The sequence below is a fragment of the Sporocytophaga myxococcoides DSM 11118 genome (assembly GCF_000426725.1).
Taxonomy (GTDB): Bacteria; Bacteroidota; Bacteroidia; order Cytophagales; family Cytophagaceae; genus Sporocytophaga; species Sporocytophaga myxococcoides.
In genome coordinates, this window is record NZ_AUFX01000003.1 from 296,806 (window position 1) to 317,648 (window position 20,843).

Here is a 20,843-nt window from a genome sequence, read left to right on the forward strand (position 1 = left end):
AAACTCTACTATACCACTATTAATCTAAATAATAGACCAAGATGGTAGACTTATCAGTACTGGTAAGATATCCAGATATTTTTTGCATATTTCTGATAAAGCAATACTTTTGAAATATCATCCGGCCAAATGATATAATTGATTTAACCCAACAAGACTTAAATGATCTAAACAATCATTATTCAGTTTTTAATGACTTGTTGTGGCTTCTTATCGTTTTTATTAGATTTAAAAATATACTTTCATGTCTGAGGAAAAAATTCCACAAACCGCATTAGGTGACGTGGCAGCAAGGCAGTTGGCCATTGCTACACGTACAGTGCCACAATTAGCTACCATTACCCCACGCTGGTTAACTCATTTGCTAAACTGGATACCGGTAGAATCGGGTATTTACAGAGTCAACAAAGTAAGAGATGCTAACAGCGTACAAGTAGATTGCTCTGCAAGAGACGAACGTGAACTTCCTTCAACTTTTGTTGATTACATTGAAGATCCAAGAGAATATCTTTTGAGTGCTGTAAATACTGTACTTGACGTACACACCCGTGTTTCTGACCTTTACAGCAGACCATACAACCAGATCAGCGAACAGCTAAGACTTGCCATTGAAACCATCAAGGAAAGACAAGAAAGCGAACTGATCAATAACAAAGAGTATGGCTTACTCAGCAGCATCGCTCCATGTCAGAGGATATTACCAAGAAAAGGACCTCCAACTCCAGATGATCTGGATGAACTTATTACGAAAGTATGGAAAGAGCCAGGGTTCTTCTTACTTCACCCATTAGCCATTGCAGCCTTTGGTCGTGAGTGTACAAGAAGAGGCGTTCCCCCGCCAACTGTTTCCCTTTTCGGCTCTCAGTTTATAACCTGGAGAGGTATTCCACTTATTCCTTCAAACAAGGTTCCGATTGAAAATGGGAAAACCAAAATACTTCTGATCAGAACCGGAGAAAGTCGTCAGGGTGTTGTAGGTCTTTATCAGCCTAACCTTCCAGGGGAACAAACCCCAGGTCTTTCAGTAAGATTTATGGGAATAAATGATAAAGCAATTGCATCTTATCTGGTTTCTCTTTATTGCTCATTAGCTGTATTGGTAGATGATGCTATTGCAGTACTTGATGATGTAGAAATCGGAAACTATTATGAGTACAACTACTAATCCAAATCTATTTCCTGACGAACGCAGTTTGGAGAAATTAGCCAATGAATTCTTTGCCGCTCTGCCGGGTGGAATTCCTAATGATTTTCTCCAATCGCTGCAAGCAAAGGATCCTTTGGTTCCTAAGGAAACTCATTTTGACCTGACTAATCCTCAGACGAGTCTTCCGGATCCTCATTTTCCTGAAAAAACAGGGATACCAAAGTCTGTAGCGGGAAGCGGAATATCTCCGACAGCAGTTGATAAAACTGCTCCGATAGATCTTCAGCAGTCATTCAATAATTCTCCTGATCCATACTTGTCGGGCAATGGATTAAGCCCTAAGTCTGTCGCAGGAAGTGGAATATCTCCTTCCCTGTCAAAACAAAATCCGGAGGCCCTGATAAGCAATCACGCTCAAACTAATAATAGTCCATTTAATTCTTCTTATCCTTTTCAAAGCGGAAAACTTCAGGATCCAAAGAGCGCTTTAAATTTTCTACCTTTTGAACAGGAACAACCATTTGAAACGGAGTTAAAAGAAGCGTTAAAAGGTATAAACCTATCGCTTCCTAAGCAACAATTGCCAAGCGACTTTTCTTCGATCAGCAATAGTTCTTATTACTTTATTTCAGTCAATGAGCCTTTACCTTTTTCTAAAGGTTCAGAGAATGTCATATCTCCGAACAAAGGTATAACAAACCTGACTAGTCCTCCTTTTGATGTAAACATTGTAAGACAGGACTTCCCTATTTTAAAAGAAAGGGTCAACGGAAAGCCCTTGATATGGCTGGATAATGCTGCAACAACGCAAAAGCCACAATCGGTAATAGACAGAATTGCTCATTTCTATCAGCACGAGAATTCCAACATTCACAGAGCTGCTCACGAACTTGCAGCACGTGCTACAGATGCCTATGAAGCAGCCCGTCAAAAGGTACAATTCTTTCTAAATGCCTCCTCTCCTGATGAAATCATCTTTGTGAGAGGAGCTACGGAAGCAATTAACCTTGTGGCAAAAAGTTGGGGTGAACAAAACTTAAATGCCGGTGATGAGATAGTTGTAAGTCATCTTGAACACCATGCCAACATAGTTCCGTGGCAGCAGCTTGCAGAGCGAAAAGGACTTAAGCTTAAAGTAATTCCAGTAGACGAAGACGGACAGGTAATCTTAAGTGAATATGCCAAATTGCTTGGACCTAAAACAAAGCTAGTCTCCTTTACTCAGGTATCCAATGCACTTGGTACTGTCACTCCTGCCAAGCAAATTGTAGAAATGGCACATCTTGCAGGTGCTAAAGTACTGGTAGACGGAGCGCAGTCTGTTTCTCACATGAAAGTTGATGTGCAGTCACTTAACTGTGACTGGTTTGTCTTCTCCGGCCATAAAGTATTCGGTCCTACCGGTATAGGTGTTGTTTATGGCAAACAGGCCCTGCTCAATGAAACGCAACCATGGCAAGGTGGAGGAAATATGATCATGGATGTTACCTTTGAACATACTACCTATCACAATGCACCGGCAAGATTTGAAGCAGGTACTGGGAACATAGCAGATGCAGTAGGTTTAGGGGCAGCTATTGACTACGTCACCAGGATTGGCATGGATCTAATATATCAGTATGAGCATTACCTTTTGGTCTATGCTACGAGATTACTTAAGGAAGTTCCAGGATTAAGACTTATAGGAACCGCACCAGACAAAGCCAGTGTGCTCTCTTTTGTTCTGGAAGGATACCGTACTGAAGAAGTCGGTAAAGCTTTAAATCAGGAAGGAATCGCTGTTAGATCAGGACACCACTGCGCACAACCTATACTCAGAAGATTTGGAGTAGAGGCTACAGTAAGACCTTCACTGGCATTTTATAACACTTGTGGAGAAATCGATACTCTGGTAGCAACGCTACATAAATTACGTAGTGCTAAGCCAATATCCCTGAGATAAAGACGAAATAATTAAAAAAAACTGTACACTTTTCTATGGAAAAGCTGTGCAGTTTTTTTTTCATACACCTTCAAGGTTATTCTTATTTTTTAACAGAAATTAGAAAGGATGAAAAACACAAAAGTACATTCATTTCTTGAACTACTAAATAAAACCCATAAAGCAGAATGGGAAGCCTCCCCTTCTATACAGGGAGCTTCAGCATGGCTATCGGATTTAATAGAATTTCTATTCCCTAACAATAGACTCAACAGGTATTCCACCTATGAAGGTATTCTTAAAAAGAATCAGATAGACCTGGAGAATATACTGCTCAGCTACCTGGACCCTAAGGATTATGATATAGAACTAGCTGTTAATGCATTCTATGAAGATCTGGACACGATCTATAATAATCTCCGTTGTGATGCACTTAAAATATTTGAAAGTGATCCAGCTGCTACCAGTGTAAACGAAGTTGTTGTGACTTATCCAGGATTTTATGCCATTGCTGTTTATAGAATCGCGAATAAGCTCTCTCTGTTGGGGATTCCGATTTTGCCCCGAGTACTTACAGAGCTTGCTCATGGAAAGACTGGTATAGATATCCATCCAAATGCAATCATTGGTGTTCCATTCTTTATTGATCATGGAACAGGTATCGTTATTGGTTCTACTGCTGTCATTGGGAATAATGTGAGTATTTATCAGGGTGTTACTCTGGGAGCGCTTCAGGTAAGCAAACAATTGTCAAATGTAAAACGACATCCAACTGTTGAGGACAATGTGATCATCTATGCCCGTACTACCATTCTCGGTGGCAATACAATTATCGGTCGTGGCAGTATTATTGGCGGAAGCGTATTTTTAACGAGAAGTGTAAAAGCGTATTCCAATGTATTTAATACTCATCAGCTTCGGATCGATTCAAAAGAACAGGTAGTTTAATGAACAATTTTGAAAAATCCTTAAAACATTTCCTGAATTATTTAGTTTTCAATTGCTTATTTAAAATAACATCCAATTAAACAAATTGCAAAAATGAAAATGAATCAGTTACTAAAAGTTTTTTCCTTTATTCTTTTCGGAATATTATTTTCGACCAGTGCATTTGCACAAAAGCCAACTGAAAATCGTGCAAGTCCTCTTGACAGTGTTAGTGGAAAAGTCGGAAAAGCTAACATTTCCATTAAATATAGCAGTCCTTCAGTAAAAGGCAGAAAGGTCTGGGGAAGTCTTGTTCCTTATGATCAGGTATGGAGGGCAGGAGCAAATGAAGCTACCGTATTTAAAACCGATCAACCTATAACCATTGACGGTAAAACACTTCCTGCAGGAAGTTACTCCTTCTTTGTTATTCCATCAGAAAAAGGTGACTGGACGGCAATCTTCAATAAAACCAGTAACCAATGGGGAGCTTATAAATATGATGAAAAACAGGATGCCCTTAGAACTCATGTAAAGGTTCGTAAAACAACATCCCCCAATGAACGTTTGGTTTATAAAATAACTCCAACAGGCTTTTCATTGATTTGGGAAAATACTGAAATCCCTGTTGCCATAAAATAATACGTCAAGTTAAAATATTGTATTATTAACAAAGGCTGCTTTAGATGAGGCAGCCTTCGCTTTTTATATATTAGTATTTATCCCTCAAAAAAACATTCCTAAAAATAATGCTTTTGAACACTGAAAACCAGCAACCATAATGCACTATTTTCCAAATTATTACCAGCCAAAGACCTATATTAGAAGGTCAAATTCCATGTCGCAAACAACCCTTATATTGGCAAATTCACACCCTGATTTATTGAGTAAATCAATATAATTTTGTATAAAGAATTTTATCTGCAATTTCAATTAATAAAATTAATGGAGTGAACGATATAAGTTTTCTTTAAAAAATAATTTAAGTTGCAAGTTCAACTTGAACTTATCTTTCAACAGTAAAATAAAACCATAAAAAAAATGGCTGTAATACATTCTTATCTGACCTTTAATGGAACATGTGAAGAAGCATTCAATTTTTACAAGTCTGTTTTTGGAGGAGAATTCCCTTCTGTGATGAGATTCAAGGACGTACCATCTGAACATCCGTTGCCGGAAGACGCTAAAGAACAAATTATGCATATGACTTTACCAATTGGGAAAAATAGTATTCTTATGGGAAGTGATAGTCCTGAAGTATTCGGAGGAGATCCAGTGGTTCCCGGTAATAACTTCTCTGTGGCTGTAATTGCTGAAAGCGAAGAAGAAGCAAGAAGATTATTTGAAGGATTATCTGCGGGAGGAAAAGTTACCATGCCTCTTGAAAAGGCCTTTTGGGGAGCTTATTTTGGTATGCTAACAGACAAGTTCGGAATACACTGGATGGTCAACTGTGACCTGGAAAATAAGAACTAAAGGTCTAACTTAAATAATAAAAATTAATTACTAACCATTTATAACATAACAAAAACAACTTATGAAAATAGCAACAATTGTAGTACGTGTTCTGCTTGGATTTATGATGGCTTTTGCGGGTGCAGCATTTCTTTTCAAACTTGGACCTCAGCCAGTACTAGCCGGACCGATGAAAACCTTTTTTGAGGGAATTAATGCATCAGTCTACCTGCTTCCGCTGGTAAAGGTCATTGAACTTGTTTGCGGACTTGCACTTATTACCGGTTTTTTCGCGCCATTGGCAACTGTGATCATTTTTCCGGTAACAGTAAATATTGTATTAGTCAATGTATTTCTTGCTCCTGAGCAGATTCCTATGGCAATTGCCATACTTGCGGCAAACCTGTTCTTAGCATTTGTATACAGAAAAAATTACGAATCCATACTTGCTTTAAGATAATCCTAAAGATTATTTGATTACTAATCTATTAGTCTCTGGGATCGTAAAGCATTTTAATCAGTAAAGAGATGATAGAAGTATTTAAAACGAATATATGTGATCAGGCTATGGCAGACATTTTGGTCAGCCTGATCCACAAAAATTTTGAAGGATATCAGGCTAATTTTGACCTTGATGATGAAGAAAATATCCTTCGGATAAAAAGTGAAAGTGAGTTCAATACAGATTTTCTTATAACCTTTCTCAGTAAACTTGGATGCAATGCGGAAGTTTTACCTGATTAGATAGCAAACACAGCTATTGAATAAAAAGAAATCAAAAATATATTATGGCTCACCCATTTGAAATAGAAGCAGTCTTTAAAGCTCCCTCACAGAAAGTCTGGAAAGCAATTACAGACAAGGATGAAATGAAAAACTGGTATTTCAACCTTGCCGACTTTAAACCTGAACCAGGATTTGAATTCAGGTTTAAAGGAGGAAAGGATCCTGATCATCAATACACTCATGTTTGTAAGATCATAGAAGTATCTGCAGGCAAAAAGCTGGCTTATAGCTGGACCTACGAAGGCTATCAAGGATATACAATTGTTACATTAGACATTTCTGAAGAAGGAGTAAATACAAGGCTAAAGCTTACACATGAAGGCCTGGAGACCTTCCCTGATAATGTTCCGGATTTCGCAAGGGAAAACTTTGCACAAGGCTGGAATTACATTATAGGAACATCATTAAAAGAATATTTGGAAAAATAAATATCACAGCTATGAGAAAACTAATATTTCAGATGATGATTTCTGTGGATGGTCTATATGAAGGTCCAAATAAGGAAATAGACTGGCATAATGTAGATGAAGAATTCAACGAATATGCAATTGACCTTCTTAACAATCTCGATATTTTACTTTTCGGGAGAATTACTTATGAACTGATGGCAAGCTACTGGCCTACCTCAAATGCAATTAACGATGATCCTATTGTGGCCGAAAGAATGAATAGCCTATCTAAAATAGTATTTTCAAAAAAGCTGAAATCCGCAAACTGGCAGAATACCAAAGTTGTAAATGAAAACATCAATGAGGTGGTCATGAACCTGAAAAAAGAACAAGGAAAAGATATGGCTATATTTGGCAGCTCAGACCTTGCCCTTACTTTTATTAAGCATAATCTGATAGATGAATATAGAATAATGGTAAATCCTCTCGTTTTAGGAAAAGGGAAAAGGCTCTTTGAAGGGATCACGAATAAGCTGAATTTAAATCTGAAATCAGCTAAAACATTTAAATCCGGGAATGTCATGCTTTGCTATGAAGCATTCTAATGGATAAAACATATTATTGAATTTTAAAAATGATTACATTAAATAACTCACGCAAAGTATTTGCTATCATAAAGCAATCTTTGAACGGAGAACATCAGGATTTCACATCCGGAAATATTTCTAAAGCTGTTGTACTATTAGCTATTCCAATGATACTAGAGCTTAGTCTGGAAAGCGTATTTGCTGTAGTAGACATGTTTTTTGTAAGTAAACTAGGTAAAAACGCAATAGCAACAGTTGGTTTAACTGAATCTTTTATCACGCTTATTTACTCATTAGCGATAGGTCTAAGCACTGCGGCTACTGCTATTGTTGCAAGAAGGATCGGCGAAAAAAATCTTGAAGCAGCTGCACATTCCGGGGCTCAATCGATATTAATTTCCACAATCATTACCATTCCTATAACCATTGCAGGTATTTTTTATGCAAAAGAAATACTTGCACTTATGGGAGCTGATAAAGACGTAATAGCTGAAGGGGCCATATTCACTCAGATTATGCTGGGAGGAAGTCTCGCCATCATGTTATTATTTCTCATCAACGGAATTTTCCGGGGAGCTGGTGATGCATCAATGGCAATGAAAAGCCTTTGGATTGCCAGTTTCACTAATATCGTCCTCTGCCCTATTTTGATATACTTCTGGGGATTAAAAGGTGCAGCTATTGCAACTGTAATAGGAAGAAGCAGTGGAGTATTGTATCAGGTATATCACCTGATGAAGGGAAACGGAATAATAAAGTTTTGCAAAGAACACTTTGATTTTGACAAGGAAATTATAAAATCATTGACCAATGTTGCTTGGCCTGCCACATTTCAGTTCCTTATAGCAAGCGGAAGCTGGATCGTTATCACAAGACTGGTGGCAGAGCTGGATGGCACTGCTGCATCTGCCGGCTACCAGATTGCTTTCCGTAACTTTGTTTTCTTTATTTTGCCTGCATGGGGACTTAGCAATGCTGCTGCAACCCTTGTGGGACAAAATCTTGGAGCAAAGGAATTTGAAAGAGCTGAACAAAGTGTACTTATTGCTACAAAGTACAACAGTATTTTCACAGGATTGGTTATGATCTTATTTTTGTTCTTCTCTGAACCTATTGTAAGATTTTTCAGTACCGATGAACAAGTAATAAAATACGGAGTCGAGTCGTTGCAAATTATTGGAGGAGGTTATATATTCTACGGAATCGGAATGGTTATGACATCAGCCTTAAATGGAGCTGGTGATACGAAGATACCAACTATCATCAACATCATTTGCTTTTGGGTATTTCAGATTCCCTTCGCCTATTTTCTTGCGAAAGGATTAGATATGAAATCTGCAGGAGCAATCATCGCGGTTCCGGTAGCACAAGCTCTTATAGCCCTTCTTTCCTGGTATTACTTTAACAAGGGAAGATGGAAAGAGATAAAAGTTTAAAGTATTTACTACATATGGCATTACAAAAGCTTCGGAAATATTAACATCCGGAGCTTTTGTATTTTAAGCCTCTCTACTTTCAATCAAACTGCAACCTTCAAATACACTTTAACATCAGTAAAAAATATATATTTTTATAATACTTTTGAAACTGTTGATTTAATAGATTTTTAAAAACACTAATAATTTGAGCTTAATGACAATTAAATCTAAAATTTATTTTATAGTATTAATCCTGGGCATTATAAGCAGTATTCCTGCTCAATGCCAGAGCTCTATAGAAGTTGTTAAATCAAATCTCACAGAAAATCTTAAAAATAAATTACCAGACAAATCATGGAGTATTGAAAATAAATCTGATGAAATAGTAATCCGGTTCTCAGAGACCTTTTTTATTAACGCGTCTATCAGTCCTGTATATAACAGGAATGGCATTTATAACAAACCCGACACGATTAAGATAAGAATAACACTCGAAGATAACTGGTCACAAAGAAAGATTGATTCTATCAGACAAAAGAATAATATGGTTATTGAGCCACTTAAACAAAGATTCATAGCCCATTATGATAGTTTAGAGTGGAAGTATGTAAAATTAAATCCTAATATGTTTTTAGAACGACCCTATGCTTATTTACAAAATTGGCAAGTATTGAATGAAAGAGAAAGACAAGCCATTAAAAAAGTTATCATCTTACCTGATAACTTAATTGGAAAAATTGGAATTTTCGTTCATTCAGATTATGAACCAGGAGCAGGTATGGAAATGGAACCGTCAGAAATTAATCAAAGGGTTTTGACAGCCTATAAATCATTTGAAGAGATATTAGGACAAAGTGCATTATTTAAAGCTGATGAAAGATATTAAAGAACTTTAAGCTTCAGCTCTCAACAATACCTGTCTATTTTATATAGCCAGCTGAGAAGGTTTAAGAAATTTCTTTGGCATTAAAGAAAAAATAATAGTGATAAGTGAAGCGACGACCTGAGTAATTAGAATTGAATAATAGGAAAAATTGTAAGAAACAATTTTTACATCAAGATGAAGATTCATAATCAACCATAGTAAAGCAGTAGTAAGTATCCCTAACCCTCCCCAAAAGAACAAAAGAAACTTACCATAAACCGAACCTGATATATTACTGAATATAAAAAATAGAAATATTGAGACTAAAGGGTAAAGAGCTGTTAATGCAATAAGCGTCTCCTCTCTGTATCCCTCATTTATAATTAAGTAAATCAATGAATTCTTTTGATTAATGCCATGATCAAAACTTACATATGGCAAAATTAAATTCACACAAACCAATAAAAATATCAGAATAAATAATAAAATTTTTTTCATTGTACTTTCGTTTCTCTTAGTTAAATGCCCCACTCTGACATTTTCATAAATACAAATTTAATAAAAATTATTAAGATATGTAAAGGAAAACGGTACTGCACAGAAAATGAAGGGCGATATAAATTATATCACCCTTTCAAGATTTGAATCTTATCAGCTTCCTCTAATAGACAAAACCTGATTTAACTGTCAACCTCATTATATATCCCCACAGCATGATCAGAAGTATTAAGGAGTCAGCACTATCTTAACTTTCATATCCATCTCCTGACTTTTCCCTTATACACTCTGTAGGCTTCACCAAATTGCATTTCCATAAACCTTTCCTCAAATGGAATATACCATATATTTGATATTATAACGTAAGATAGTACGACTACATGTACTGACAATGAACCCATAACTATTCCCAAACCAAGAAGCATAAGCGTAAACGATAAATAAATAGGATTTCTGCTATATTGAAATATACCACTTGTAATTAAAAGATTGGGCTTTTTAAAAGTATGTATCTCCGTACCTATCTTCTTGAATGTATTAGCTACCTTACAGGAAATGGTTAATCCGATAAGAATAAACAATACACCCAGGTAGTTAAATGGAGGAAAAAATAAGGTCATAACTGGAATTATGAAATGTAATACTATTATCATAAAAGATAACACAACTAGTAAAAAAGGTGGAATTAATTTTTGCATGGCGTTTATATTTTTTACAAAATTATTTCAGCCTTATTTCAAAAGCATTAACATATGTTTATGAATCTCTTTTTTATACTGGAATCCAGCATTACACGGTATTCATAACAACAGTATAGTTATAATATTGCAGCCATTACCTACAGTTAAACGAATCAAATCAAAAGCTTATAGTTTACTTTTAATCAAATAGGTTTACTTTTGCATGAGCAAAAATCAAAATAATATATACAACATGCACACATCGAAGAACCTGCCTGAAGACCTTTTTATTGCTCAGGAACATATCTACAATCTTTGTGGCTTCAAATGCTCCTCTCTACAGGTTGAACCTGAAAGTGCTGAATACGGGGCCTGTCAATTAACCATTAATAAAAATCAAATCATCTTCCGAATAGCCAAAACAACACCAACCAAAAGCGGGCAATTTGTTACTATATGGAAAAGGATTGGCAATGGGCCTATACAGCCATATGATTTTTCTGATGACTTTGATTTAATTGTTATAAGCACCAGAAAAGACAATCTCCTGGGGCAATTTGTATTTCCCAAATCAATCTTATTGACAAAAGGAATAATTTCAGGAAATAATAAAGACGGAAAAAGAGGGATCAGAGTATACCCACCATGGGAACCTGTTACAAGTAAGCAAGCTGAAAAAACACAAGCATGGCAGTTGCAATATTTCCTCTGGATTCAAGGTGGCCCAAATGTTGATGTAGAAAGAGCCGTCAAGTTATACCAAAAAGGGGCAAATCTTTAATCGTAAAAAGTTTAATAAATATTTAATATTCAGAAGGATGACATCAACAGTGGTTACAGAACTGTTCCTCGGTGCACTCCTAAAATATCTCACTGAATTATGTCTGTTCGACGGGTAACATCCTTCCTACCATGATCCAATTCTAGTCATAGCCAGTAAAATTATTCTTCCGTTTTCATTTTTTCGAATAGAAGCTGATTTAACAAATGAAATTAGAGGATATAAACTCAGTATCTGGATGATCAAATGACTAACAATATGATACTTTAATATAACTATTAACTTTTATGAGACTAATAATAACCTTCATACTTTTAGGCTTTGCCATTGGAAGTAACTCTCAAATAATTCAAAAACCAGACTCCTCTACTCAAATTGACTCAACAATTAAAACCATTCACATCTTCGTAGCTCTTTGTGATAATAAATATCAGGGAATTGTACCTGTACCTGCTAAAATTGGTAATGGTCAGGATTCTAATAACAATTTATATTGGAGTTGTGGATTTGGAATAAAAACCTACTTTAAGAAGAGTAAAGAATGGAAACTTATAAAGGTTCAAAAAATAGATTCAACTAGACTGGAAAGGTTAGTATTTAAGCATACTACTAAAAATTACTATCTGATTGCAGATGCATATAATGGTCGATACATCAAGGAATGTACCATTGACTTTCTCAGAAGTAGTTCAGGTCAATTGAAAGATACAATAAGGATTAATAATAAAGTAATTGGAATATCAGGAAACGCAGAACTAGCGGCATATATAGGGCACAATGGACTCATGGATTTTCAATTATCCGAAGCTTTCAAAAATACAGATAATAAAACAAGAGATGTAATCATCTTAGCATGCATCAGTAAAAATTATTACTCAGCTCATCTAAAATCTGCAAAGGTTAATCCAATAGTATGGACAACAGGATTTATGTGTCCGGAAGCATATACTATTCACGATGCTATAACTGGATATCTAAATAATGAATCGAATGAAAAAATAAGGACAAGAGCTGCATTGGCTTATTCTAAGTATCAGAAATGCAGTGAAAAAGCCGCCAGAAATCTATTGGTGACGGGATGGTGATATGAACCTAAGAACATAATTTAAACGATTAGACTGCATTTTTAAAACTACTAAAATTCATTTTTCAGACACCATATTCAACACCCGAATCAATTAAGTATCAACCAAAAAAACAATTGATTATTTACTTTCTTTAAAAATTCAAACCACTCTTCAAAAAAATAACTCTTCTTTAGTATCTTGCAAAGTTCAATTACCTTTTTAGAATTACATGAAAAAACCTCTACTTAACTATCACTACAATCGCGTACTGGCTTTATTCAATAAGCTGCAACTACGATTTAACAAAAATTTTTCTACAGGAAGATTCAAAGAACTTAGCAAGCAAAAGCAATTCAAACTTCTAAGAAGATTGGAAAAATTAAAATTGCAATTATCAAGAATCGAAAACAAATTAAAATATGGAAGCCTGGCATTGGCAGCTACTGCCGGTATCAGTCTGACAACAACAGAATCTTCATCTCAGACTCTGCCTGCAGGTACTGAATTCAGAGTAAATACATACACCACTGGTACCCAAATGTATGCCAAAACAGCCATGGATAGCGATGGTGACTTTGTTGTTACCTGGGCAAGCAGAGGGCAAGATACCCCTACAGAATATGGTATTTATGCTCAAAGATATAACGCTCAAGGAGTGGCCCAGGGAGCAGAGTTTATAGTAAACACTTACACTCCTGGCAGACAGAGCAATCCGGCAATAGCCATGGACGATAATGGTAATTTTGTAATTGTCTGGACAAGTAGTGGTCAGGATGGAAATTCAGGAGGGGTATTTGGACAAAGATTCAATGCAGCTGGACAAGCTATCGGATCTGAGTTTCAGGTAAATACTACTACAACTGGGAACCAATATTCGTCATCTGTAGCTATGGATAGTGATGGGGACTTTGCTGTTACGTGGAGTAGTCCTAATGATGCAGATCCTTCGTATGGAGTTTATGCAAGGTGTTTTGATGCCACAGGAGCTGCTAAAACTGGTGAGATACATGTTAACACTTACACAACAGGAGTTCAACGATTCTCAACTATCGCAATGGACAATGATGGGGATTTCGTCGTTGCTTGGCAAAGCGATCAAGATGGTAGTTCCTATGGTATATATGGTCAAAGATTTAACGCCAATGGAGTTCCTCAGGGAGCTGAATTCAGAGCAAATACAATTACCGATAATAGCCAAAAGTCAGTTTCAGTAGCAATGGATCAGGATGGAGATTTTGTAATGGCATGGCAAGGTAGTGGACAGGATGGAAGCGGTGATGGAATTTTTGCTCAAAGATTTAATGCTAATGGAGTTGCACAGGGAACTGAATTCAGAGCTAACACTTACATTACAGCCTCACAAACATTTCCATCAGTTGCAATGAACGATAATGAATTTGTAATTTCCTGGACTAGCTTTGGTCAGGATGGAAGTGATAATGGAATTTATGCTCAACGCTTTAATTCTGCAGGCATCACCCAGGGAGAAGAATTCAAAGTTAATACTTACACGACAGGTTCACAAAACACTCCTTCTGTCGCAATTGATAATGATAATGACTTTATCATTGCCTGGACCAGTGCCGATCAGGATGGTAGCGCAAATGGAGTATATGCTCAAAGATTTGAGGCAAATAAAGCTCCTTCAGGTATTGCTCTTAGCGAAAACACTGTAAATGAAAACGTAGCAACCAATACAACTGTTGGCACATTTACAACTGAAGATGTTAATATTAACAACACTTTCACTTATACACTGGCAGTTGGTACAGGTGATACAGACAATGCATCATTTACAATTGCAGATGATAAACTTCAAATTAAAGTAAGTTCTAATTTTGAAACAAAGAATAGCTATAGCATCCGTGTGCGTTCTACTGATCAGGGAGGATTGAGTTTTGAAAAAGCATTCACAGTAAGCATTACTAATGTAAACGAAGCTCCAACGGATCTCTCTTTTAGTTCAACTACAGTTGACGAAAATGTTCCTTTAGATACAGAAGTTGGAACATTCACAACTACTGATGCGGATGCTGAAGACACATTTATATATTCGTTAGTTGAAGGAACCGGAAGCGATAACAATACTTCATTTGCTATCGTTGGAAATAAGCTACTGGTAAAAGAAAGTCCTGATTTTGAAACAATGGATGGCTTCAGTATACGCGTGCGTTCAACAGATCAAAAAGGGTTAAGCTTTGAAGAAGTATTTACCATTAATATTAATAATGTAAACGAAGCTCCAATTGATTTTTACATAAGCTCAACAACTCTTGATGAAAATGTGCCTGCCAATTCAGTAGTTGGTACTTTGGCAACAACTGATGTTGATGAGACGGACAATTTCAAATATACACTTGCTGTGGGTGCTGGTGATGATGATAATTCATCTTTTAGTATAGTGGGAGACAAATTACAAATTGTTGAAAGTCCTGATTTTGAAACGAAGGATATTTATACTATTCGGGTAAGATCAACGGATCAGGGAGGATTAAGCTTGGAAAGGATTTTTGACATTACTATAGAAAATGTTGAGGAAACCGGAATTGCTGACAAAAACGAATTCTCTTCTGCTATTCAGTTGTACCCTAACCCTGCGAAAGAAACGGTGATGATGAATCTGGAAGGATCTGTAACGGTTCGCATACTGGATCTTTCAGGACATGTTGTAAGACGAAATCAAGTGAATAATCAGATCATCAGTCTTGAAGGACTTACTGCCGGAATTTACATGCTTGAATTCTCTCAGGATGGAAAGATCGGAATGAAAAAGCTTGTAATTGAATAGATTTATTTAATATTTAAATATTTCAGAAAAGGATGTAGGATAACCTATGTCCTTTTTCTGTTAAAACATCTTATAATGAACACACAGTCTTTGCCACCATTCTCCTGCTCGATTTCTTCAAACGTTCCGGAACTTTTATGGAACCTAAAAGGCACCTTAGCTATTACCACCTACCAGGCTGGCAAACTTATATTTATCAGTTCAATAAATAATAAAGAAATAATCCAGCTCCCACGCCAGTTCAATAAGGCAATGGGTTTAGCAGTGCACCAGAATAAGCTAGCTGTAGCTACTCAATATGAAGTGCAAGTATTAGCTAACTCCAATGACCTTGCAAGGAATTACGGAACAAAACCTGGATCTTATGATGGGCTTTATCTTCCTCGTGCTACATACTATAGTGGAGAGATTGATCTGCATGATATGGCTTGGGGAAATGAAGGATTATGGGCAGTGAATACAAGATTCTCCTGTCTGAGTTTAATCAATGAAGATTATAGCTTTAAAAGCAAGTGGATTCCATCATTCATCACGGATCTCACTCCTGACGATAGATGTCACTTGAATGGTATGGCAATGGATAAAGGGAAACCAAAGTATGTAACAGCTTTAGGAACGACCAATAGCCCTAAAGCCTGGAGATCTAATGTCCTAAATGGCGGTGTATTGATAGATGTGGAGTCTAAAGAAATTATAGTAAAGGGCTTGCCAATGCCACATTCACCAAGACTTTATGATGGAAAGTTGTATGCCTTATGCTCTGCTACGGGTGAATTAATATGTATAGATACTTCTACAGGCAAGTATGATGTTGTTACTAAATTAAATGGTTTTTTAAGAGGCATGTGTAAAAAAGATGACATACTTTTTATCGGTTTATCAAAGATACGTCAGACCTCTAGTACATTTCGGGATTTGCCGATAACCCGGGAGCCTCTCTCCTGTGGCATTGCAGCAATTCACCTTCCAACCGGGAACAAGATTGGATATATTAATTATGAAAACAGTGTAGAAGAAATTTATGATGTACAATTCTTAGAAGATCTCCGAAGACCGGCTATTCTCAATACACTCAGAGAAGAACACCGCAGAGCTCTTGTAACAGAAACCAATTCTTTCTGGTCAATAAATGATTAGTGATACATCTTTAATGATTTACAATGGGAATTTTAGAAAATCCACAAGCCAAAACTGATTCATTTATCCATAGCAGAAATTTATACAAAGAAACTCTATAATTGCCACAAAGAAACCTATGCTTCTAAGATTGTAGGACATCCTATATTACTCTTTAATTTTCAATAAAATGAAAATCATCACAATGCTGCTATTTTTAAACAGAAAAAAGTAATTGACATTATAACCAATGCTATTGACAAATATAGACAGCGATAAAATTAGCCGCCATTATTGCCTTTCTTATTTAGATTAACCGCTCCAGGACACCTTTGCGCTTTACAATATTCTTATAATCCCACTGAATTACTTTTGATTTCTCAAGCCAGCGTTTCAGGTCTTTTTTATTAACTTGCTCTACGGATGTATATCGAACTTCTGCAGCTTTAAAACTTCCTTCCACCTGCAAGCCATCTTCTTCAAATGATTGTCCACTCCAGAACAATAACCGGACACAATTTTTCAACTTACTATAACCAACAATAGGATTTCCGTTTAAAAACCATACAGGATGTCTATGCCATATTTTATTTTCAGCTTCAGGCAAATTGCGATTAATTTCCTTTGCCAGCAAATCGCTGATCGCTTTATCTTCAGCAGATAATAAATCATTGTATTCTTGAGTATCTTTATTCATATTTTAAATTTTAATTCATACTTTTCTTTAAGATAAAATGTTCAAGCAGAATTCCTATATAAGGAGAGCTCTCTAAATAATGGAATCAATAATTATCAACACCAATTAGCCTTCCTCACTCACTTTAATTACAATTTTCCCCAACGCTTTACCATCGCCTAAACGCTGCAATGCCAGGGGAACATCCTTTAAATTATATTCAGAATCTATAACAGGCTTTACAACACCCTTTTTAATTAGGTCCAACAGAAGGTCCAAGCCTTTATTCGGCTCATGTATCAGAATACCCAGCTTCCTGTCATCAATTACAGAAATCAACGCTCCCAGAATACCCACCTGTAATAAACATGGTATAGTTCCTCCTATTACTACCAGTCTTCCGCCAGGCAATAAAACTCTTTTATATGAAAAGACAGACCGATCAGCAATAACATCAATTATACAATTATAACGAAAACCCTTTTCCACAAAATCCTCATATTTATAATCTATCACGTGATCAGCTCCCAGGTTGCACAACATTTCCAGTTTTTGATAACTATCAACGCAAGTCACCTCTGCCCCAAATGATTTTGCTATCTGTAGCGCAAAAGTCCCCACACCTCCACCGGCACCATTGATCAGTACTTTATCACCTGGCTTAATTGACACATCATTATACAGAGATTGTAAGGCAAGCACACCTGCCTGAGGTATTGCAGCAGCATGTTCAAAGGACAGATCAGAAGGTTTTAGTGTTAGCAATTTTTCAGGAACACAAGCATATTCCGCAAAACCGCCCCAACATGCAGATATATCTCCCATCACTTCATCTCCAGCCTTAAGATGTTTAACATTTTTTCCTATTAATTCAATTCTCCCGGCTATATCACATCCTATAATCTTATACTTAGGCTTGAATACACCGAATAATAACCTATATAAATACGGCTTACCTCTTAACAAATCCCAGTCCCATGAATTTACAGAAGCCGCATAAATCTTTACCTGCACTTCATTGTCACCTGGTACAGGTTTTTCTACGTCTTTCATTTGAAGAACTTCCGGATTACCATATCTGGTGTAGGTTATTGCTTTCATAAAATTCATGATGGCTTCAGTTAATCATTAATTAAATTTATTGATTCACGGCTTTTAATTGGGAAATAGATGAAAAATTATGATGTTCTGCTAAGTCTGTAAGATAAGGAATTTAGTTGACTGAACAACACATAAAAATCTAGGACACTGAACAATATATACTAAAAATCTATTGTCTATTGAAATATAACAGCCCAATCAATCATTTAAAAAATGTGGAAGCAGAATGAATTTAAAATGAACTAATCCTATTTCTCGGAATATGAAAAAGCCCCACCATAAGCAAATGTTATGGTGGGGCTTTTTCATATCTTTTTTTAATCTATTATTCTATTATAAGTTTCTGTGCCCAGGTATTTTTGCCATTAGAAAACTTCAGATAGTATATACCTGAATTAAGATCTGATATATCTAATGTCTTTTGCAATTGGTGTCCCATATCAATCTTACGAACTAATGATCCGTTTGCTTTTAATAAATCTGCGGATAAATATCCTACCTCATTGTTACTTTCAATTGTTAAAGAATCATCTGCTGGATTAGGATAAAATTTAACAGAAGCCTTTAATGCAGTGACATTTAAGCCCGATGTAACTGAAGTAAAATCTGCCTTTATTACTATTGGAGATCCTGTTAAGGTAATTATATTGGCAGTAAGCGCTTGCCCTTTGTTAGTAGTAGAATAATCCCAGCTATATACCATAGCTCCCGCTTCAGGAGTACCAGGAAGTGTATATTGAACAGAAGCAGATTCATTCCTATCTAGTTTTGTTTTCGCCCACAATACATAATAAGTTTCATTGCCCTTTGTAAATGCAGCTCCATCTGCTCCAGATGCAGACAAGTTAAGTGCTAGTGTTTTATCCGGATCATAAACACTTCCATGTATAAGCCAGGTAAGCGACTTTGTTGCAACTCCGGCAGGAGTAATTTTAGCTGTTGCAGGTGTTGCTGTATTAAGGTTATAAAACATTCCCATTAAATCCATTCCCTGCTTCGGAGAAGTACTAGCGGATTCATCAGTATCATCTCCAAGCTTGTATGTATATAATTGCACGATGTTATTCATCTGAGCCTTTACAAATGCTTTTACAACAAAATTTCGTTGTGCTTCAGGAGACCCTATCCATGTTGCATCCGAATATGTCTTTCTTGGAATATTGGTTTCAGTGATAATCCATATTTTCTCAGGATATGTAGTTCCATTATAACCATACTTATCAAGTACATTATTAAGTTTGTCTTTTTGATCCAACATGGCCTGAACTGCTTTATCTGAATGTCTGAAATAATCAAAATCACCTTTCGAATTGTTCCATGTTCTTTGGTTGTATTGTGGATATGAATGATAACTTAATACATCAAAGTAAGCACCGCCTTTTAAAGGATATTCTGTTGAAACTTTTCCTCCATCAGGATTATCAGTTACTCTGAGCATAGCATCTAAAAAGCCTGCATATCCTATACCACCTGTAGTCACATATAGATTAGGCTTTAAAGCCTTTACAACTTCATAGGTAATTCTTAACAAACGAACATACTGAGGTAGTGTAGCATTCAGATTGGGCAAATCACAAGGATTAGGATCATTGTCAAACCAGTTACCAGTCTCCCCTTTGTTTTTATCACCAAGACCGCTATAGGTAAAATCCGGTTCATTCCATACCTCTACAAATCTGATATAATCCCCATAGGTTTGAATAACTTTATATACAAAATTTGCATAATAGTTATTCTCATTTATCGGAGTTTTATTAGGATCACTAGCATCCCAGATTGGAAGATACATATTCTTAAACACCTGACTGTTTAAAGTCTTCGTGCCACATGTAATAGTTTCAGTAGATTGATGAGATGCTAAAATATCGCCGTCAAGAAACAAAGTAATATCATGCATTTTTTTATTCTCAACATAATATTTAAACTCGCTAAGCCTCACATTTATTCCATAATCTTCAACAAACTTATCATTAAGCTTTGGACGCATGGAATATAATCCTGCCTTTTCCATTAAGTCTGATAACAATTTGTCTGTAGGTGCATTATTATTAAATCCGCTGTAATAACCCGGGTTTGTACCATATGCAAAAATTCCTGAATATGGTTCAACAACATCATTGGCGGTAAATGTCGGTTTCTGGGCATAAGATGTGATTGAAAAAATCACAAATATCCATCGTAGTGTTTTAATCATGCAATAAAAGATTTAGAAAGAAAAACTAATTCAACTTAATAATCAGAGGAATAAATACAAAAGTGGTAAGGACCAATATTATAAACCCTTTGTAGAGAGCTTGATACGCCGCTTACATAATCTTAGTTGCCTTCTACATATTTAAGAATGCAATCGAATCTAACATTTGTCTGATTTTCTGGAACTTATAATTTAATAATTTTAACAGTGATTTTGCGGATAGTATTATCACCATTATTCTATCTGATTACAAGTTGTTTATTTTTCTCATGATCTCAAAATATTTAACGTAAAGATTTTCAATACAATACATTAGTTTTCAATTACACATTGTGTATTGCCAGATTCAACCTCTTCATTGGTTTTAACCAAATGCCCAAAACACGGTTTAATATAAGACACATAGGATCAATGAATTAATAATACTTAGGATCAAAAGTCTAGCTT

The 20,843-nt window shown here is 35.9% G+C and carries 20 protein-coding genes; 15 read left to right on the top strand and 5 right to left on the bottom strand.

From position 1 onward, the window contains the following. Nucleotides 1-244 precede the first annotated feature (244 nt). The 11 genes from K350_RS0101000 (at nucleotide 245) to K350_RS0101050 (ending at nucleotide 9,516) form a co-directional block, all read left to right on the top strand. The gene (locus tag K350_RS0101000) at nucleotides 245-1,165 is read left to right on the top strand and encodes a family 2A encapsulin nanocompartment shell protein (protein WP_028978327.1); all 921 of its coding nucleotides are present in this window, start codon (nucleotides 245-247) and stop codon (nucleotides 1,163-1,165) included. Beyond that, complete coding sequence (locus K350_RS0101005) at nucleotides 1,149-3,089, top strand: family 2A encapsulin nanocompartment cargo protein cysteine desulfurase (RefSeq protein ID WP_028978328.1); 1,941 nt, start codon at nucleotides 1,149-1,151, stop codon at nucleotides 3,087-3,089. The genes K350_RS0101000 and K350_RS0101005 overlap by 17 nt, the downstream gene beginning before the upstream one ends. A gap of 108 nt (nucleotides 3,090-3,197) precedes the next feature. Next, nucleotides 3,198-4,016, top strand: coding sequence for a serine O-acetyltransferase (locus K350_RS0101010; protein WP_028978329.1), 819 nt, complete (start codon nucleotides 3,198-3,200; stop codon nucleotides 4,014-4,016). Between the two features lie 93 nt (nucleotides 4,017-4,109). Continuing rightward, complete coding sequence (locus tag K350_RS0101015) at nucleotides 4,110-4,637, top strand: DUF2911 domain-containing protein (protein WP_211236699.1); 528 nt, start codon at nucleotides 4,110-4,112, stop codon at nucleotides 4,635-4,637. Nucleotides 4,638-5,036: 399 nt separating this feature from the next. After that, nucleotides 5,037-5,471 carry a VOC family protein gene (locus K350_RS0101020; RefSeq protein WP_028978331.1) on the top strand — a complete coding sequence of 145 codons (435 nt, stop codon included), beginning with the start codon at nucleotides 5,037-5,039 and terminating at the stop codon, nucleotides 5,469-5,471. Between the two features lie 61 nt (nucleotides 5,472-5,532). After that, nucleotides 5,533-5,910, top strand: coding sequence for a DoxX family protein (locus K350_RS0101025; RefSeq protein ID WP_028978332.1), 378 nt, complete (start codon nucleotides 5,533-5,535; stop codon nucleotides 5,908-5,910). A gap of 68 nt (nucleotides 5,911-5,978) precedes the next feature. Next, nucleotides 5,979-6,194 (top strand): hypothetical protein, encoded by a 216-nt coding sequence (locus K350_RS0101030; protein WP_028978333.1) that lies wholly within the window; start codon nucleotides 5,979-5,981, stop codon nucleotides 6,192-6,194. 44 nt (nucleotides 6,195-6,238) lie between these two features. Beyond that, nucleotides 6,239-6,664: an SRPBCC family protein gene (locus K350_RS0101035; protein WP_028978334.1), complete on the top strand. Its 426-nt coding sequence runs from the start codon at nucleotides 6,239-6,241 to the stop codon at nucleotides 6,662-6,664. An 11-nt stretch (nucleotides 6,665-6,675) separates the two neighbouring features. Continuing rightward, nucleotides 6,676-7,230, top strand: a complete 555-nt coding sequence (locus K350_RS0101040; protein WP_037573523.1) for a dihydrofolate reductase family protein — start codon at nucleotides 6,676-6,678, stop codon at nucleotides 7,228-7,230. A 29-nt stretch (nucleotides 7,231-7,259) separates the two neighbouring features. Continuing rightward, complete coding sequence (locus K350_RS0101045; RefSeq protein ID WP_037573526.1) at nucleotides 7,260-8,648, top strand: MATE family efflux transporter; 1,389 nt, start codon at nucleotides 7,260-7,262, stop codon at nucleotides 8,646-8,648. A gap of 196 nt (nucleotides 8,649-8,844) precedes the next feature. Continuing rightward, the gene (locus K350_RS0101050; RefSeq protein ID WP_028978337.1) at nucleotides 8,845-9,516 is read left to right on the top strand and encodes a hypothetical protein; all 672 of its coding nucleotides are present in this window, start codon (nucleotides 8,845-8,847) and stop codon (nucleotides 9,514-9,516) included. A 39-nt stretch (nucleotides 9,517-9,555) separates the two neighbouring features. Here K350_RS0101050 and K350_RS0101055 read toward each other — a convergent pair whose 3' ends face one another. Continuing rightward, the gene (locus K350_RS0101055; protein WP_028978338.1) at nucleotides 9,556-9,993 is read right to left on the bottom strand and encodes a hypothetical protein; all 438 of its coding nucleotides are present in this window, start codon (nucleotides 9,991-9,993) and stop codon (nucleotides 9,556-9,558) included. 254 nt (nucleotides 9,994-10,247) lie between these two features. Continuing rightward, entirely contained in the window at nucleotides 10,248-10,691 is a 444-nt protein-coding gene (locus K350_RS0101060) for a methyltransferase family protein (RefSeq protein WP_028978339.1), read from the bottom strand. A gap of 205 nt (nucleotides 10,692-10,896) precedes the next feature. Between K350_RS0101060 and K350_RS0101065 the strand changes: the two genes are divergently transcribed. The 4 genes from K350_RS0101065 (at nucleotide 10,897) to K350_RS0101080 (ending at nucleotide 16,446) form a co-directional block, all read left to right on the top strand. Beyond that, a complete protein-coding gene (locus tag K350_RS0101065) occupies nucleotides 10,897-11,454 on the top strand; it encodes a MepB family protein (protein WP_028978340.1) in 558 nt (185 codons plus the stop codon). Between the two features lie 287 nt (nucleotides 11,455-11,741). Beyond that, nucleotides 11,742-12,539 (top strand): hypothetical protein, encoded by a 798-nt coding sequence (locus tag K350_RS0101070; RefSeq protein ID WP_028978341.1) that lies wholly within the window; start codon nucleotides 11,742-11,744, stop codon nucleotides 12,537-12,539. Nucleotides 12,540-12,750: 211 nt separating this feature from the next. Further along, complete coding sequence (locus K350_RS30630; protein ID WP_051312744.1) at nucleotides 12,751-15,309, top strand: T9SS type A sorting domain-containing protein; 2,559 nt, start codon at nucleotides 12,751-12,753, stop codon at nucleotides 15,307-15,309. Between the two features lie 75 nt (nucleotides 15,310-15,384). Next, entirely contained in the window at nucleotides 15,385-16,446 is a 1,062-nt protein-coding gene (locus tag K350_RS0101080; RefSeq protein ID WP_037573529.1) for a TIGR03032 family protein, read from the top strand. A 286-nt stretch (nucleotides 16,447-16,732) separates the two neighbouring features. Here K350_RS0101080 and K350_RS0101085 read toward each other — a convergent pair whose 3' ends face one another. The 3 genes from K350_RS0101085 to K350_RS0101095 form a co-directional block, all read right to left on the bottom strand. Further along, nucleotides 16,733-17,122 (bottom strand): DUF1801 domain-containing protein, encoded by a 390-nt coding sequence (locus K350_RS0101085; protein WP_028978343.1) that lies wholly within the window; start codon nucleotides 17,120-17,122, stop codon nucleotides 16,733-16,735. Between the two features lie 105 nt (nucleotides 17,123-17,227). Next, nucleotides 17,228-18,202, bottom strand: a complete 975-nt coding sequence (locus K350_RS0101090; RefSeq protein ID WP_028978344.1) for an NAD(P)-dependent alcohol dehydrogenase — start codon at nucleotides 18,200-18,202, stop codon at nucleotides 17,228-17,230. Nucleotides 18,203-18,527: 325 nt separating this feature from the next. Beyond that, complete coding sequence (locus tag K350_RS0101095; protein WP_028978345.1) at nucleotides 18,528-20,396, bottom strand: T9SS type A sorting domain-containing protein; 1,869 nt, start codon at nucleotides 20,394-20,396, stop codon at nucleotides 18,528-18,530. Between the last annotated feature and the right edge of the window lie 447 nt (nucleotides 20,397-20,843).

Bases quoted from the DNA above. Each gene is read 5' to 3' on its own strand.
- K350_RS0101000 (WP_028978327.1), top strand. From the start codon at position 245: ATGTCTGAGGAAAAAATTCCACAAACCGCATTAGGTGACGTGGCAGCA.
- K350_RS0101005 (WP_028978328.1), top strand. From the start codon at position 1,149: ATGAGTACAACTACTAATCCAAATCTATTTCCTGACGAACGCAGTTTG.
- K350_RS0101010 (WP_028978329.1), top strand. From the start codon at position 3,198: ATGAAAAACACAAAAGTACATTCATTTCTTGAACTACTAAATAAAACC.
- K350_RS0101015 (WP_211236699.1), top strand. From the start codon at position 4,110: ATGAAAATGAATCAGTTACTAAAAGTTTTTTCCTTTATTCTTTTCGGA.
- K350_RS0101020 (WP_028978331.1), top strand. From the start codon at position 5,037: ATGGCTGTAATACATTCTTATCTGACCTTTAATGGAACATGTGAAGAA.
- K350_RS0101025 (WP_028978332.1), top strand. From the start codon at position 5,533: ATGAAAATAGCAACAATTGTAGTACGTGTTCTGCTTGGATTTATGATG.
- K350_RS0101030 (WP_028978333.1), top strand. From the start codon at position 5,979: ATGATAGAAGTATTTAAAACGAATATATGTGATCAGGCTATGGCAGAC.
- K350_RS0101035 (WP_028978334.1), top strand. From the start codon at position 6,239: ATGGCTCACCCATTTGAAATAGAAGCAGTCTTTAAAGCTCCCTCACAG.
- K350_RS0101040 (WP_037573523.1), top strand. From the start codon at position 6,676: ATGAGAAAACTAATATTTCAGATGATGATTTCTGTGGATGGTCTATAT.
- K350_RS0101045 (WP_037573526.1), top strand. From the start codon at position 7,260: ATGATTACATTAAATAACTCACGCAAAGTATTTGCTATCATAAAGCAA.
- K350_RS0101050 (WP_028978337.1), top strand. From the start codon at position 8,845: ATGACAATTAAATCTAAAATTTATTTTATAGTATTAATCCTGGGCATT.
- K350_RS0101055 (WP_028978338.1), bottom strand. From the start codon at position 9,993: ATGAAAAAAATTTTATTATTTATTCTGATATTTTTATTGGTTTGTGTG.
- K350_RS0101060 (WP_028978339.1), bottom strand. From the start codon at position 10,691: ATGCAAAAATTAATTCCACCTTTTTTACTAGTTGTGTTATCTTTTATG.
- K350_RS0101065 (WP_028978340.1), top strand. From the start codon at position 10,897: ATGAGCAAAAATCAAAATAATATATACAACATGCACACATCGAAGAAC.
- K350_RS0101070 (WP_028978341.1), top strand. From the start codon at position 11,742: ATGAGACTAATAATAACCTTCATACTTTTAGGCTTTGCCATTGGAAGT.
- K350_RS30630 (WP_051312744.1), top strand. From the start codon at position 12,751: ATGAAAAAACCTCTACTTAACTATCACTACAATCGCGTACTGGCTTTA.
- K350_RS0101080 (WP_037573529.1), top strand. From the start codon at position 15,385: ATGAACACACAGTCTTTGCCACCATTCTCCTGCTCGATTTCTTCAAAC.
- K350_RS0101085 (WP_028978343.1), bottom strand. From the start codon at position 17,122: ATGAATAAAGATACTCAAGAATACAATGATTTATTATCTGCTGAAGAT.
- K350_RS0101090 (WP_028978344.1), bottom strand. From the start codon at position 18,202: ATGAAAGCAATAACCTACACCAGATATGGTAATCCGGAAGTTCTTCAA.
- K350_RS0101095 (WP_028978345.1), bottom strand. From the start codon at position 20,396: ATGATTAAAACACTACGATGGATATTTGTGATTTTTTCAATCACATCT.